Origin of the sequence: Mycobacterium uberis (genome assembly GCF_003408705.1) — a bacterium.
GTDB classification, from domain to species: Bacteria; Actinomycetota; Actinomycetes; order Mycobacteriales; family Mycobacteriaceae; genus Mycobacterium; species Mycobacterium uberis.
On sequence record NZ_QAYL01000012.1, the window covers coordinates 82,661 to 96,640 of the forward strand.

Here is a 13,980-nt window from a genome sequence, read left to right on the forward strand (position 1 = left end):
GATCATGGAAGCCGGGGCGTGGTTGCTTCTCGGATCTGGATGATGAACTGTTGTCACCAAGGTCGGCGTCGGACGATGGAGTAGGTATATCGGCATCTGATTGACGATAATCGACGAGTTTACGTAGCCCATGCTTGCGGGGTTACTCAGCGGTTGCCGGTAGCACGCGACCGACCCATCCTGCCGGACGTCAGCACGTCGTCGTACACGTGACCGTAGACCTGCAGCGTGATTGCCGGGTCATGGCCCAGTCACTCGGCCGTTGTCGACTGTGTGGTGCCTCCGTCGAGCAGCCTTGTGGCGGTGGTGTGCCGGACATCGTGCAGTTGGATCACCAGCACTCCAGCTACCATGCAGTGAGTGGCGAAGGCCTTGAAGTATGTCTCGGGTCGTATGGCGGAGTCGTCGGCGTGAACTGCCATCAGATCTGTATCAGGTAAGCTCCCGCCGAGCGTCAGGTGCTCCTCGGCTTGCCGGGTCTTGAACAATCGCGGCATGGTGAGCACGTCACACGGTGTTGGCAGCGTCCGTGCCGACCGCGTTGACGGCGGCGCTCCCGTTACTGTGCTGTCGTAGACGACCATCCTGCCCTGAGCGGCGGTAGATCGTCCCAGCGTCGAGTCAACATCAGCCCACCGCAGTTTCAGAACCTCTGATCGGCGCAGCCCGGCCAACGTCAGTAGCCAGCACGCTGCCAGCCACATGTGGGTGGAACGTTGTGTCCTGCTCCGACGTCTACGTGGACATCTCGGCGGCTATGGTCTTGGGTCTAGTGGTACTCGGTCAGCGTGTTGGGTCGCATGTTTCGGTGACTGTCGGGCCATTCCGTTAGGAACACGCCGACGGTAGTTTTCTACCCTCGGGGCAGTGGATGATCGTGTGTTGCGACAGAAGGCCTGGCGCATTTGCGTATATCCGAGGTTGGTGCGCAGGCTAAACCTCTGACAATGGAGAATAGAGGATGACGAAGCATCCGACCTTCTGTCAACTCTCGTTGACGTTGTGCTGCCGCTTCCAAGCCTTATGAGTTCAGCCTCTATTTGGCCTGCTACTTTGGGCAACCGAGTTTTGCGGCGGTGAAGTGCGCATCGGAAAGCGAACAATTAGTGCGTGGCTGGGCAAGGGAACCCGCTCTAGTCAGGGTAACTCTCAGTACGTCACCGAGAAATTGAATATGCTCACCGAGATGGGCTTCATCGCCGTAGGCGGCACATCGTGGGAGAGAAATAGTACCGTGTTTTGTTGCCTGGGTCAGTTCCAGCCATTAGTTAAAGGTGATCGCAACGTCGGAGTCGCTAGAGCGAGAGCCGGACTACTTCACCGACCCGGCACTGCGGGGCCGAACTGATGGAGCGCGACAAATATAGAAAATATAGAGACAAATAGATTTGTCGCTGTTATGGCGAGGCGGTGATGGCGGCGACAGTAACCCCTCGACCACATACGGCCTCAGTCGCTTGGTGGGCCGAATACGCCCGAGAACTCTACCGCTGCTTGCCGGACCTGCAATGCGATCAAGTTGAGGCTGCGCCTACAAAGCGGCAGTATCCGACATACTCGCTGCCCTGGTGTGCAGAAGAACCGGGCAGAACTCGAGAGGCTAGAGGTTAGCAGGAATGTCCGGCAGGGTGATCCGCTTGGTGAGTAGGTACGAAGCGAGCTAGCGAGCGTATGTCTCAGGTAACACGCCCGGCTCCGGCATCCGCTGCGTAATCGACTTGACACTCGGGATCGTCTCAAAGACTGCTGCGAGTGGATCTGCCGCCTTCGGCCAGGTGTATGGTGAGGCCGACGGTCAGCAACGTCACCAGTACTGTGGTTCGACAACAACCACCTCGTTAACGGGTTCGGGCATCCGCCCTAGACGCAGTGTTGCTTGTCCTCGCCGACATCTAAATACGGCTGTTGGGCAAATCTGACCTGGGCGAAACGACTTCTCGATTCGATTGTTCGATACTGTGAGCCACCGCGTACGCTGGGGCGGATCTTCGCGGAAAACAACCATTAGGTGGAAAACAACCATTAGGTAGTGCGTCTCAACGGTCTGGTTGGTCAACGTGGTCGCGGTGTATCAACGCTCACGTTCGAAGGCGTCTACGGCATTCTGTCTAAACTGGCCGATCGTCTGTGTCAGCAGGGGGACCGCCTCTAAGTTGGCATTCTTGGTAGCTCACGAGCTCGTCCACAGACTGTTTCCTATAGTGGCAGGCCAATCAGCTGCCAGGTGGCAGAATTGCAACCGGATTGCTGCAAGCTCAGGATCGCCCATAGTCTATACACTGTAGAAAGCCAGTCGGTCCCGTCCGACTCGAACACCTGAGGTGCTACGCGGGTTTGGTGGGCATTTTCGCGCTGTTAAGAGCTAGCTTTGTTGCAGGAGAAGGCCGAGTGTCCGTTACTTCGAACGAATCCTCACTTAACTCCATGCGGGAGCTCAATTAGGACGCTAGCCATTCGCAGCAACCTCGCCTCTGGCGTGCAGGTTATTGATTGCGTGCGACTGCTAGTGGGTCTAAGGTGGAGGCCTGCTACCGGTTGATTGCGTCCAACACAGCCCTTCGTCGTTAGGTGGAAGATGTCGACGCGACGATCCTGCCGTGTCACTGGAGTCTTGGGCACCTCGTGTGGTTGTTCGCCGAAGCTTCGCGGTAGCAGTCCGGCTTGCTGCTTAAGCTCTTAAGGTATATTAGTCCCGCCAGCGCTGCCCGAGGGCCTTTGCCGCGGTGGACACCTTCATCACTATATAACGCTCACGGTTCCTGACCGGGGATGAAGAAGTAGTCATGCTCGTAGAACGACTGTGCCTCGTCGTCGATCGCATCGACGACGATAAGCTGCTCGCCGCCGATCTCGGATGCGGCGACGGCTTTCCCCAGTACATTCAGGAGCATATCTTTATCCATGCAGTGCCACTGCATAATTGCTAGACGAGCAATCAGGCGCCCGGCTATGGTTCCTGACACACCGTCATCTTTGCGTACGACCTCGGTGGACCAGATGGCGAAAGAGGCATAGACTTTCTGCTCCCCAGGCAGAGTCCACACGTACACGTGCGCTACTCTGCTGCCATTCGCGCGGCAGGCCTGCTTGACTAGCCAGGTATTGAGCGATTTGTTGCTGCAGTCGAACCCCTTTAGAGTCTGGCTATTGTCCGGTCGTGCGGACTTGAACACGCACCAGCGTCTCGTTAACGATCATAGATCTACGTGTTACTACCACCCGCCGCGGCGCAACGTCAGCAACGTTCAGCGGGGACATGAGCTTGTCGAGTTGTTCGGGCTTCATCACCGTTAACGACTCCTACTGCCGGACGTTCTCGGCGTGTTGCATCGTAGCTTTCCGGACGAACTCTGAGATCGGCTCATGTACAGCATTGGCGGCTGGCTGAATGCGGTCCACCGCTGTTTGCTCCGCGCGATGCGCTTCGTTTGACTGCTACGGTGCCACTTTACTTTCCATCGAACGATGGTACGTACATTGCTAAAGCAAATCTATGCCGGCATCGAGTCGGCGCTATCTTTATAGCGCCACGAGTGTGCCAAGATGGAGTATGGCACCGAGTGAAACGTGGTCGATGGCCTTGCCCAGGTTTACACACTAGCGGTTGGTGGTTCGATACTGTCCATGCCCGCCAATCTTTGCGCAGACAGACGGCGGTATTGGTGGGGCCCGTTGTCGGTGTTGAGTCGGTATGGCAATGTCGGGGGAGTGGACGAGCAATCTGGTTTTCAGAGCGGCAGGACGGTACCGAAACAAACAGCAGGGCGAGTACCGTCCGTCGGACCATTGTCGTCTGAGCAACAGCCGGCGACCAAGGCGGATCTGTATGCCGCAGTGGATGCGTTGCGCGCCGATATGCGCGAACTGCTAGAGAACGTTCGCATGTTGATTCAGACGGCTGATAGCCGGGTAACTGATCTGGAGCAGGCTCAGGGTGAGGTCGGGCAAAAGCTATCCGAGGATTGGTGATCCCGTACAGGCTTTTCCCGGTGAAGCCGTTTCGCATCCACGTTCCTGATGACGTTTTCGATGATTTTACACTTCACGCCTAGTGCGCACTCGATAACCTCAGGCTGAGTGTGTAGATGACTGGAGCCGGGGATACATCCGTGACATGGAAGTTTACTGGGTCGACGGACATGACTGGTGGTCTTGGGAGGCCACGCTCAACAGCTTTGACCAGTTCATTATCGAAATCTGCGGGCTGGAAATTCGTTTCATCCACCAACGGTCCCGGCATGAGGATGCCTTTTCGCTCGCTGCTGATTACCTGGGGTTGGTCGGGTTCGATTGTGGAGTTTCATAAAGTGGTCGAGCAGTTCACCGATCCGACAGCGCATGGTGGACGCGCCGAGAACGCATCCCACGTTATCTGTCCATCGTTGCCTGGGTGCGACCGTTCTGGCAAGCCTGCCTGCACCAGATGGGGGTTTCGAAAAGATTGAGGAGGCTTGGGAGATGCCTATGGTGCATACCGCTACAGCGACTGGGGCGCAACCGTTATACAACGCAGCTGGGCTATAACTGCGGGCACTGTGTGGTCATTCATCTGCACATCCTGATCGATCTCCCTGACGGAGACGCTCACCAGCCCAACCACCGAGGAGTAGCAGATCCTGGCCGGATTAGCGGAGAACCGCCGCACCGGCACCTGTTATTCCAAGCAGCAGTCGACCCGACTTTAGACATTGGTCTATGTGCTCCTCGATTTGCTGTTGGCACAATTGGTGTGGATCGTCGAGAAATTTTGGGCGTGGATGGACTGCGATGGAAATCCAGAAAACGTGCTCAGCGGAGATGAGCTCCTCGACAACGTAATGATTCATTGGGTGACCGGTACCAGGGCTTCAACAGTCCGCTTGTACTGAGAGAGTTACCATGCCTTCCAAACACCGGGTTAAGTCAAATTGCCAACGGACACCTAGGCCTTATCCCAAAGGGGATCCTGCGCCCGTTGAATAATTAATTCTAACTATTCTATCACTTCATACGCTAGATAACCATGCCGCGCAGCGGTTAGTTTGTTGCATTTGAACGGCCGGAGCTGTTTGTCGAGTACATCCGCGCGTTCTTGGGCACGCAGCGCTAAAATACTGCTGCTTGTTCGCGAAGTTCTTTGCGCCCACACGGCAGACTCGTATCGTCGGCGTGTTGGCTGGCTGCCTAGCTGATCTGGTGTTAGGTGACTCGCAACGCGATCATCCGGTCGCGGTGTTCGGTTGAGCGGCCGCTAAGTTGGAGTTAGTCACCTACTGCGACAGTAGGATTGCCGACGGGGTACACGTGGGTTTGTTGGTTGAGATAGTCAACTGGCTGGGTATGGCGCTGCAGTGCAGCGCTGGATGTCGTGGTCGGTTCTGGTCGATCGTTGCCACCACTACGGCCAGCGGGGTGTCACTAGGGGAACCTCTCTGGCATACACCGGCTTGGTAATGTCGCGGCTGCTGGATTGCGATGATATCTAAAGCTGCGCAGGCTGCTGCCATCGCTGTACGGGCGTGATCCGGCCCGGCTGAACGGCACGGGTCTAGTATGTACGGCACTTAAATCGATAGCGGAGAACACATCAGGCGCCGCGGTGGTGTCGCTGCTGTGGGTGAACGGCGGGCGGCTTTCCTGGGGGTTTGGTCTACCGAGTGGTCAACACCTCGGATTCGAGAATTGGTTACCGATCGCCCAGGTGTATCTAATTCGTTTGTGCCGCAGAGCACTTAGATAAATTGCCCAACCATGTTAGCGAATGAGTGATCGCGATGTCGGTGACGGTGTGCGCACCGGTAGTCGGCAGATCACCGTTGGATACGATGCGTGCCTGGTGCTGTGACGCGGCCCGGTATCCCAATCTCAACGCGCGCGTTGTTAAGGCGGCCTTCGTCGGGACACTCGGCGTGCGGCTGGGTGGACCCACCCAGTACTACCATGAACTGCAGATTCAGCCCACTCTCGGCGATGACCCGCAGGCAGGCGTCGCCAACACGCTCCGCGCGGTTGTGTTGTCGCGTGCGGTCCAGGTGGGGGTGGCTCTACTGACTGGGCTGTCGATTTACCGTCGGCGACTGTAGCGGTTTGCGAGTTTTTCTTCAACGGTTATCGGAACTGGTGGGCCCGGCGCCAGCTGCTTCTGCTTCTGCTGGCGTCGGGCGCAGATCTCTGCGTAGGCGAAATATCCCAATCCAATCGGCGCGAGGATGCCAAACGAGATCCACTGGATGCCATAGGAAAGAAACGGTCCCGCGTCGAGATGCGGTATGCTGATCACACCGAGCCCGCCGGGTTGATCGTCGATCAACTGCAGGTAGGATCCGGCCAACGGGACTTTTGTCAACCCTGCGACCTGTTCGATGTTAATCGAATATACTTGCTGGAAGCCGTCTCTGAAAAACGGTTCTTTGTTTTTCACGGTCGGTTCGGAGTCGCGCAGCCGGGCCGTGATGCTCACGTTCTCCGCAGGTGGGCGGGGGATTGGCGGCACGTGCGAGCCTGGTTCGGGACGCACGTAACCGCGATCGACCAGGACGGTCGGTCCACCGTCGACGACAAATGGTGCCAGCACCTCGAAGGCTTGGTCTTCATCAACCACCCGCAACCGGGCCAGTATTTGCACGTCCGGAAGATAGTGCCCGGTCGCTATAACCCGGCGCCACTGCTCCTTCGGTGCCGACGAATTCTGCTGTGGTAGTAAAGTTTTCAGCAATACCGGCGGCGTGTTAAGAGAGTATCCGATTTGGTTGTTTTCCCGTGATGCCCTGGTGTTCTTGCCTAGCTGCCAGGGTGCGAGCACCACAAAACACAGGTAGGTAAACGCGGTAACCACCAAGACCAGTGCGATCCAGCCTGGCCGCAGCAAGAACGCCAAACAGCGCATCAACCGTGTCCGTTCTGCGCGAGTCGTTCATTGAGCCAATCATGCAGGCCTGGCAAGGCAGCCTCGATGACGGCGAAAGTCTCTTCGAAATCGTCATATTCGCCGTAGTAGGGATCCTCGACGTCGAGGGCATAAGTACCACAGCTTGGGTCGAATGATCGCAGCATCCGTATCCGGCTGTCCTCGACCCCCAGCTGTTGTAATATCCGAACGTGGTTGCGGCCTAAGGCAATCACCAGATCGGCTGATAGGTGGTCGACATCGACTTGGACAGCACAGTGGTCGGTGGGGTAGCCATGTGTGCGCAGGATCCGGGTAACGCGTGTGTCGGCGCCTTCGCCCACATGCCAGTTGCTGGTACCCGCACTGGTCACCCGCACCGCATCGCCTAGACCGCGCCGCTGGAGCTGGTAAGCGAACATTTTCTCGGCCATTGGCGAACGGCAGATGTTGCCGGTACAGATGAACGTCACGTGCAGCGTAGCCAAAACAGACACCCAGTGCCCTCCGTAGCTCGTTCATGGTGTCGATACCGTACGCGCCAACGACGACCCTCGTAAATACTGGTCAAACTTGAAATGGGCAAGAATGCACCGAGCCATCGGTTCTAGGCTGTTTATCACTCAGCCCCGGGTGCAATACTCGGCTCGGTAGGCTACAATCGTATCCCTAGCTTGTTCACGCTGCAACAGCTCGCTCAGCAACGATACGTGAGTGTGATCGGGGATTGGTCTATATGGCCGTGCTGGTCATGTGACCATTGTCCTTGCTAGGAGCACCCGGGTGTGACGGTGTTCATGACAGGCCCCTAAGGCGACCAACTAGTGTTTTATGGGTGGCGAGTCTGGATCACAGCGTGGCGATTCGCCTTGCGCCGGCGCGCTATCGAGGTGATCAGGATGTCACGCCGGGCATGTTGAATTTCGCCGTCAACGTCCGTCATAACCAACTGCCGTATCGGGTGGTACAACGGCTGGCTGAGTGGCTGCCGGGTCTGGCCCGCTACCTGAGTGCCGACTATGTGCACCAGAGCCAAGATGTGGTCGCTGACCGTCATTGTCGAGTCCGCGATGAGGTGATGCCGCTGGCCTGGGTGGCGGAAGTGGTCGTGTTGTTACCCAGCCTGTGGCCGGTGCGGGCGGTGATCGTTGTGTCCGCATTCACCGAGCCGGTCGTTACGTTGACTACGGCCGGAGTGCCTGTGCACTATGTCGTGCTCGAGTTGCCGTTCGCTCTGAACGCACCCGAGGATGTTAACTTTGTTGTGGTAGGCAATCCGACCAGTCCCATCCCGGTGCTGCACGCCTGTGAGCAGCTGCTCGCGTTGAGCCGGCTCGGGCGGATTCTGGTGGTCGACGAGGCGTTCGCTGATTTGCTTACCGGCGGGGTGGAATCGTTGGCCGGTGACTCGCTGCCCGATGTGCTGGTGTTGCATGGTCTGACCAAGACGTGGTCGTTGCTGGGATTGCGTGTATGCTATACTTTGGGTTCGCTAGAACTGATGGTGCGGTTGACCACCCTACGGGTACATTGCCTGATAGGTATACTGCAGCAGACAGCTATCGCGGTCTGTTGTGCTGCGGCTGGTGCTGTGCGGTTGGTGGTTTTGAGCGCCGGAATGGCGGCCGGTTTACAATTGCTGGCTCCCAACGTCGTCTATGGTGCGATCCCGTTTGTACTGTTTAGCATGTCTAACACAGAATTGATACGAAAATTACTGCAGAACAAGGGAATTGCAGTTCGTCGGTGTGACACGTTCGTTGACCTCGACGAGCGGTATCTAAGGGCGGTTGTGCGCCCGGAGTGGCCATTGTTGTTCCAAGCCATTTTCGAGGTATTCGCCTATGCGGACAACCGGAGATTCTGATGAGTGTGCGGCTGGCCGACGTCATCGACGTGTTGGACCAGGCTTACCCTCCGCGGCTTGCCCAGTCTTGGGATTCCGTCGGTCTGGTATGCGGTGATCCCGAGGAGGTGTTAGAGTCGGTAACCATCGCGGTCGACGTTACGTCCACGGTCATCAATGAAGTCCCCGATGCCAGCCTGCTATTGGCCCATCATCCATTGTTGTTACGCGGAGTCGACACAGTGGCGGCCAACACGCCAAAGGGTGCGCTGGTACACCGTTTGATCCGTTCCGGGCGTTCATTGTTCACTGCGCACACCAACGCGGATTCGGCATCACCCGGTGTGTCAGACGCGCTAGCACACGCCCTTGGCCTCACAGTCGACGCAGTACTCGATCCCTTGCCTGGTGCGGCAGATCTCGACAAGTGGGTTATCTATGTGCCGCTCGAGTATGTAGCAGCTGTGCAGGCGGCGGTGTTTGAGGCTGGCGCCGGCCACATCGGCGACTATTCACATTGCAGCTGGAGGGTCACCGGCACCGGGCAGTTCTTGCCGCATGATGGAGCGTCGCCCGCGGTGGGCAGCATTGGTGTCGTCGAGCGGGTGGCCGAAGACCGTGTTGAGGTTGTCGCACCCGCGCACGCGCGGGCTGCTGTGTTGTCGGCGATGCGTGCCGTGCATCCCTACGAAGAGCCGGCGTTCGACATCCTTGCGTTGGTGCCCCCGCTTAGCGATGTCGGCTTGGGCCGTATTGGAACGTTGCCGCGACCAGAATCGCTACGTGCTTTTGTCTCCAGGGTTGGTGCTGCATTGCCGCAGACATCCTTAGGTGTGCGGGCCACTGGAGACCCCGACATGCTGGTATCGCGAGTCGCGGTGTGTGGCGGCGCTGGAGACTCGTTGCTGAGCCTCGCTGCCGCCGCGGATGTTCAAGCGTACGTCACGGCCGACCTGCGGCATCATCCAGCCGACGAACATCGGCGGGCTTCAAACATGGCACTGATAAACGTCGCGCATTGGGCAAGCGAATTCCCGTGGTGTAGTAAGGCCGCTGACGTGCTGCGATCCTATTTTGGTGCGACACTGTCGGTGCGGGTGTGCTCTGTCTGCACCGACCCGTGGAATCTAGAAGCAGGATTGAATGAAAGATATAAGCGATAGTTAGAGAGGTAAATCATGAGAGTCAAAGTAAAAAACAACTTTTTCTGCTAAAGCTGTCGAAACTGGATGCTGAGTTGTAGCGGATCGTGCACTGGGTCACCCATTTACTACAGTGGTAGGTCTGTGAGCGGATGCAGGTGGAGCATGCTGCTGTCAGTGATCAGCTGGCCGCTATGCGAATTGCGGCGGAGAATTTAGACGCCCAGGTGTTGTGACTTAAGTTGGAGATCGACGCGGCGCGACAGCGTGAAAACCGGGATCGGTCGCTGCTCAAGTTGGGGGCGATGGACACTAGGCAGTTGTCAGATCTACAACATGAACTGGAGACGTTGCAACGCCTTCAGGCCAGTTTGGACGATTCCTTGCTGAAGGTTATGGAGCGCCGCGAGGAGCTGCAGGCTCAACTGACTGCCGAGCTAGGGATAGTGGAGGAGATGCAGGCTAATCTGGACGGTGTTCAGCGGGCACTCGACGCTGCCATTGCCAAGATTGACCGGGCCCGCCAGCAACATTCTTCACGACGTGACGTGTTGACTGCGGAACTGGACCCTGGACTCTCCGTAGTGTATGAACGACAGCGTACCGAGGAAAGGCCGGGTGCCGGACAATTACACGGACAACGGTGTGGCTCCTATCGGATCGAGATCGGCTGCGGCGAGCTGGCCTGCATCTCGACGGCCGCCGACGACGAAGTAGTGAGATGTCCGGAGTGTGAAGTATTCCTGTTGCGGATCAAAGGATTCGATCAGTGAAAGTTATCATCGAGGCCGACGGTGGGTCGCGAGGAAACCCCGGACCAGCTGGATACGGCGTGGTGGTGTGGACCGCGGACCGTTCGACTGTGCTGACGGAGATTAAACAGACAATCGGCAAAGCGACGAACAACGTTGCTGAGTACCGGGCACTGATAGCAGGTTTGAGCGATGCCGTGAAAATGGGTGTTATCGAGGCCGCGGTCTTGATGGATTCCAAACTGGTTGTGGAACAGATGTCGGGCCGGTGGAAAGTCAAGCATCCCGACTTGATTGAGTTATACGCACAAGCGCAAACGCTAGCGTCGCAGCTAACGCGCGTCAGCTATACATGGATTCCGCGCAACAGGAACTCGTATGCTGATCGGCTAGCCAACGAGGCGATGGACGCTGCGGTTTGTCCTGACGGCCGGATAGAGAAAGCCGCTATGCCGTTTGCTCAGGCCGAGAAAACCGTTGTGACGGAATCACAGACAGTGCCCGGCTGGACGACCGCGCATGGTATGCCCACCCGGCTATTGTTGCTGCGACACGGTCAGACCGAGCTATCGGTGCAATGTCGCTATTCGGGACGTGGTAACCTGGCATTAAATGGCTTAGGTCGGCGGCAAGCTCAGGCTGCGGCGCGGTACTTCGCTCAGTGCGGCGGCATCGCTGCAGTGATCTCCTCGCCGTTGCAGCGGGCTTACGATACTGCGGCAATGGCAGCTGAACTGCTGGGTGTCAATGTGACGGTTGATGATGATCTAATCGAAACTGACTTCGGCGCCTGGGAGGGGTTGACGTTCGCCGAGGCTGCTGTGCGCGATCCGGAGTTGCATCGTCGCTGGCTGCACGACACCGCCGTGTTGCCGCCGGGCGGTGAAAGCTTCGATGATGTGCTGGCCCGAGTGTGCTTGGCGCGTGAACGGATCATCGCCGGATATCAGGGCGAAACGGTGCTGGTGGTGTCACACGTTACGCCGATAAAGATGTTGTTGCGGCTCGCGTTGGATGTCGGGGCCGGCATACTGTATCGGCTGCATCTTGACGTAGGCTCGTTGAGCATCGCCGAGTTCTACCCCGATGGCGCGTCTTCGGTGCGGTTGATAAACCAAACCGACTACTTCTGAAGCGTGTCAAAACGACCTCGAAACGGCTTAATCAACAGTCAGTTTGTGAATTGGTCGCCCTGGATCCACGGATTGCGTGTATGGGCAAGGGGGTCGAAGTAGTCACTCCGGTTCCCATGTCGATTGATTTGTCAGGTAATCGCGCCGACACCGATGCGATGCAATCGATCAGGGGCTTGCCGAGCATGTACGACCAGGCGGGTGTGACCGGGAGCTTCGCCAGCGTGAGGTCCATGGTACTGCCGCGACTGTGTACTGACTGCTCGGCGATGTACCCGTCGCGGAAGAGGGTCGACTTGTTGACGTGTGGGTCGAGCAGCTTTAATTAATCCGCTGATAATTGCGATCGTTGGCCTACGAGGCGTAGTCATTAACTGTGCACTGCGGACGGTAGCAACCGTACACTTTGAAGGCTTAGTGTCGCTGATCCAACTGTTGTTGTGCACGTTTGAGCCCTTCGGCCGCTGCACGAGTTAGAACACACGCTGCCATATCAGAGCTGGCGACTGGGTGGTCGGTAAAATTGTGCGCCATAAAGTAGCGGATGTCCTTGCTGGGTAGTCGGATCGATGTCCTGCAGCACCACAAAATCTATCGGTGCAACGGATTCCGGCTGTATTGAGGCCATACTGCCGGGCACAGTAGAAAAGAACGCGATCATTACCGCGAGGAGCGTAGCGATCTTGCAGTCAATGCTGATCGGATAGGGCATGGGTCGTCTTGATGACTGGATCTACAAATAGGCAAATCATCCCGCTGTCAATCTAACCAGTTCGAGTCGTTCGGTAGTGAACAACTTTCGCAAAGCGCTAGCGCATATGACATAACCGGCGGTTTTTCGGGCTCTGAGCGACGTAATCGGATGGTCTTCGGAACGTCGATACCGCTGCGTCCTAATTGTCTTGAAAAATGGGTAGTTATATGCTTGCGGTGTTCGAGTGGCTGGCGAGACAGCAACTGACGTTTTCAACTAGCGCGGGACCGGGTACCAACGAAACGTGTGTGCCTGGGTGGATGACCTGGCTTCCAGTGTATCCGTGGGTATCGCGACGACGGACCCGGGCTTGATCTCGAAAGTCGCCTTGGTGTGCACTTTACCGTGTTCTCGGGTGTAGAGCTCAGTGAATGCGAAGTGACTAGCGGATCGAACTGTTGGCTTGCTCGATGAACCCATCAGCTGGTCAGCCTGACCTGGCCCTGGCACCTCGCAACGAGTACCGTGTTCGTCGCGGACGAGTTGGCCGGGCGGCCGCGGCTCGTGCCGGTCTGAAGGGCCCGGTACCGAGTCGAGGAAAGTCCGGACTTCACAGAGCAGGGTGATTGCTAACAGCAATCCGAGGTGACTCGCGGGATAGTGCCACAGAAAACAAACCGCCACCCTCGTGGTGGTAAGGGTGAAACGGTGCGGTAAGAGCGCACCAGCATCCTGGGTGACCGGGGTGGCTTGGTAAACCCCACCCGAAGCAAGGCCAAGAAGGCCGCACCACAAGTGCGGCCGCGCAGGCGTTCGAGGGCTGCTCGCCCGAGCTTGCGGGTAGGCCGCTCGAGGCACCCGGCAACGGTGTGTCCAGATGGATGGTCGTCGCCGCGCCGCCGTTGGCTGTGCCGCGGCGGCGGGGAACAGAATCCGGCTTACAGGCCAACTCGTCCGCCTTGCTTTTGGTTCGATGGCCCTTCTCAACGCCGTGCTCTGTGGACCGCCTTGTCAAGTTTACGCAGCGCGGCGTCGAGTCACTCACGGCAACGGTCGGCCAAGTCGGCCTCCAACTGGAAAAGTAGACTATAAAGTATTAAACTTCCCTTGTCGGCGACATGCGTGGCTTCGGTCTGGTGAGTCAGATGCTCGCAGCTAACCGCGCTGTCTTGGTGATCACCTAGCAGAATTCGGATTCGGATAGCTTTGGCCTGTTGCGCAGTGCGGTTCGTTCCGGTCACTGCCGCGGTGTAGTGGAGTCACTTAGGCATTCGATGCAGTGCTTTGTCGGCTTAGACCCCAACTTTCGCGGCCTTGCGGACTTGTTTGTAGGCCGTGTCAATGGTAGCCGGTGTCGGTTCCTCGCTGACTGGACCGGCCGGGATGTCGGTCACCGCCGAATCGAGGGTGTCGAGCAAAAGGAAGTATCGCTGCGACCGCATAGCTACCAGATACCGTCACAGCCCGGCCTGATAGCGGCGCTGCGCGCCCTCGACCAGACGTTCCCTTACCGGTTCCACGGACTCGCTCCGATGTCAGCTGGTCTAA

The 13,980-nt window shown here is 57.5% G+C and carries 14 protein-coding genes, 1 other RNA gene and 3 pseudogenes; 10 read left to right on the top strand and 8 right to left on the bottom strand.

The genetic code is table 11. The features are described 5' to 3' along the window. Positions 1-251: 251 nt before the first annotated feature. Positions 252-704: a site-specific integrase gene (locus MUBE_RS08405; protein ID WP_243632942.1), complete on the bottom strand. Its 453-nt coding sequence runs from the start codon at positions 702-704 to the stop codon at positions 252-254. Between the two features lie 737 nt (positions 705-1,441). Between MUBE_RS08405 and MUBE_RS20205 the strand changes: the two genes are divergently transcribed. Next, on the top strand, positions 1,442-1,648 hold the full coding sequence (locus tag MUBE_RS20205; RefSeq protein ID WP_116540203.1) for a hypothetical protein: 207 nt from the start codon (positions 1,442-1,444) through the stop codon (positions 1,646-1,648). Positions 1,649-2,750: 1,102 nt separating this feature from the next. On the opposite strand, the gene MUBE_RS17810 is transcribed toward MUBE_RS20205, so the two are convergent. After that, positions 2,751-3,050 (bottom strand): hypothetical protein, encoded by a 300-nt coding sequence (locus tag MUBE_RS17810; protein WP_243632943.1) that lies wholly within the window; start codon positions 3,048-3,050, stop codon positions 2,751-2,753. A gap of 94 nt (positions 3,051-3,144) precedes the next feature. Beyond that, entirely contained in the window at positions 3,145-3,288 is a 144-nt protein-coding gene (locus MUBE_RS17815) for a hypothetical protein (protein WP_243632944.1), read from the bottom strand. A 390-nt stretch (positions 3,289-3,678) separates the two neighbouring features. On the opposite strand from MUBE_RS17815, the gene MUBE_RS17820 reads away from it, so the two are divergent. The 4 genes and pseudogenes from MUBE_RS17820 to MUBE_RS08435 all read left to right on the top strand — a co-directional run bounded on the left by MUBE_RS17820 (position 3,679) and on the right by MUBE_RS08435 (position 6,062). Next, on the top strand, positions 3,679-3,969 hold the full coding sequence (locus MUBE_RS17820) for a hypothetical protein (protein WP_243632945.1): 291 nt from the start codon (positions 3,679-3,681) through the stop codon (positions 3,967-3,969). 20 nt (positions 3,970-3,989) lie between these two features. After that, positions 3,990-5,089, top strand: a pseudogene (locus tag MUBE_RS08430) (epoxide hydrolase N-terminal domain-containing protein). 11 nt (positions 5,090-5,100) lie between these two features. Beyond that, complete coding sequence (locus MUBE_RS20210; protein WP_424399061.1) at positions 5,101-5,223, top strand: hypothetical protein; 123 nt, start codon at positions 5,101-5,103, stop codon at positions 5,221-5,223. A gap of 12 nt (positions 5,224-5,235) precedes the next feature. Beyond that, positions 5,236-6,062, top strand: a pseudogene (locus MUBE_RS08435) (cobalamin biosynthesis protein). On the opposite strand, the gene MUBE_RS08440 reads toward MUBE_RS08435, so the two are convergent. Together MUBE_RS08440 and MUBE_RS08445 are read right to left on the bottom strand one after the other, a co-directional pair. Beyond that, a complete protein-coding gene (locus tag MUBE_RS08440) occupies positions 6,044-6,865 on the bottom strand; it encodes an SURF1 family cytochrome oxidase biogenesis protein (protein ID WP_116540188.1) in 822 nt (273 codons plus the stop codon). The pseudogene MUBE_RS08435 and the gene MUBE_RS08440 sit on opposite strands and share 19 nt — an antisense overlap. Beyond that, positions 6,865-7,353: a low molecular weight protein-tyrosine-phosphatase gene (locus tag MUBE_RS08445; RefSeq protein ID WP_424399063.1), complete on the bottom strand. Its 489-nt coding sequence runs from the start codon at positions 7,351-7,353 to the stop codon at positions 6,865-6,867. The genes MUBE_RS08440 and MUBE_RS08445 overlap by 1 nt, the downstream gene beginning before the upstream one ends. 347 nt (positions 7,354-7,700) lie before the next feature. Here MUBE_RS08445 and MUBE_RS08450 point away from each other — a divergent pair, with 347 nt between their 5' ends. The 4 genes and pseudogenes from MUBE_RS08450 to MUBE_RS08465 all read left to right on the top strand — a co-directional run bounded on the left by MUBE_RS08450 (position 7,701) and on the right by MUBE_RS08465 (position 11,738). Then, positions 7,701-8,732, top strand: coding sequence for an aminotransferase class I/II-fold pyridoxal phosphate-dependent enzyme (locus MUBE_RS08450; RefSeq protein WP_424399062.1), 1,032 nt, complete (start codon positions 7,701-7,703; stop codon positions 8,730-8,732). Then, positions 8,732-9,874 (top strand): Nif3-like dinuclear metal center hexameric protein, encoded by a 1,143-nt coding sequence (locus MUBE_RS08455; RefSeq protein ID WP_116540189.1) that lies wholly within the window; start codon positions 8,732-8,734, stop codon positions 9,872-9,874. Before MUBE_RS08450 ends, MUBE_RS08455 begins: the two co-directional genes overlap by 1 nt. Next, a pseudogene (locus MUBE_RS08460) lies at positions 9,871-10,626 on the top strand (zinc ribbon domain-containing protein). Before MUBE_RS08455 ends, MUBE_RS08460 begins: the two are co-directional and overlap by 4 nt. Beyond that, positions 10,623-11,738, top strand: coding sequence for a bifunctional RNase H/acid phosphatase (locus MUBE_RS08465; protein WP_116540190.1), 1,116 nt, complete (start codon positions 10,623-10,625; stop codon positions 11,736-11,738). The pseudogene MUBE_RS08460 and the gene MUBE_RS08465 overlap by 4 nt, the downstream one beginning before the upstream one ends. 493 nt (positions 11,739-12,231) lie before the next feature. On the opposite strand, the gene MUBE_RS08475 is transcribed toward MUBE_RS08465, so the two are convergent. Then, complete coding sequence (locus MUBE_RS08475; RefSeq protein ID WP_116540192.1) at positions 12,232-12,450, bottom strand: hypothetical protein; 219 nt, start codon at positions 12,448-12,450, stop codon at positions 12,232-12,234. 521 nt (positions 12,451-12,971) lie between these two features. Here MUBE_RS08475 and rnpB point away from each other — a divergent pair. Then, positions 12,972-13,389: RNase P RNA component class A (rnpB, locus tag MUBE_RS08480), an RNA gene on the top strand. A gap of 80 nt (positions 13,390-13,469) precedes the next feature. On the opposite strand, the gene MUBE_RS08485 is transcribed toward rnpB, so the two are convergent. Next, entirely contained in the window at positions 13,470-13,673 is a 204-nt protein-coding gene (locus tag MUBE_RS08485) for a hypothetical protein (RefSeq protein ID WP_116540193.1), read from the bottom strand. A 51-nt stretch (positions 13,674-13,724) separates the two neighbouring features. Next, complete coding sequence (locus MUBE_RS15825) at positions 13,725-13,874, bottom strand: iron-containing alcohol dehydrogenase (protein ID WP_165849783.1); 150 nt, start codon at positions 13,872-13,874, stop codon at positions 13,725-13,727. Positions 13,875-13,980: the final 106 nt, after the last annotated feature.

Coding starts and splice junctions, on each gene's coding strand:
- MUBE_RS08405 (WP_243632942.1), bottom strand. CDS start 704: ATGTGGCTGGCAGCGTGCTGGCTACTGACGTTGGCCGGGCTGCGCCGA.
- MUBE_RS08440 (WP_116540188.1), bottom strand. CDS start 6,865: ATGCGCTGTTTGGCGTTCTTGCTGCGGCCAGGCTGGATCGCACTGGTC.
- MUBE_RS08455 (WP_116540189.1), top strand. CDS start 8,732: ATGAGTGTGCGGCTGGCCGACGTCATCGACGTGTTGGACCAGGCTTAC.
- MUBE_RS08475 (WP_116540192.1), bottom strand. CDS start 12,450: ATGCCCTATCCGATCAGCATTGACTGCAAGATCGCTACGCTCCTCGCG.
- MUBE_RS15825 (WP_165849783.1), bottom strand. CDS start 13,874: ATGCGGTCGCAGCGATACTTCCTTTTGCTCGACACCCTCGATTCGGCG.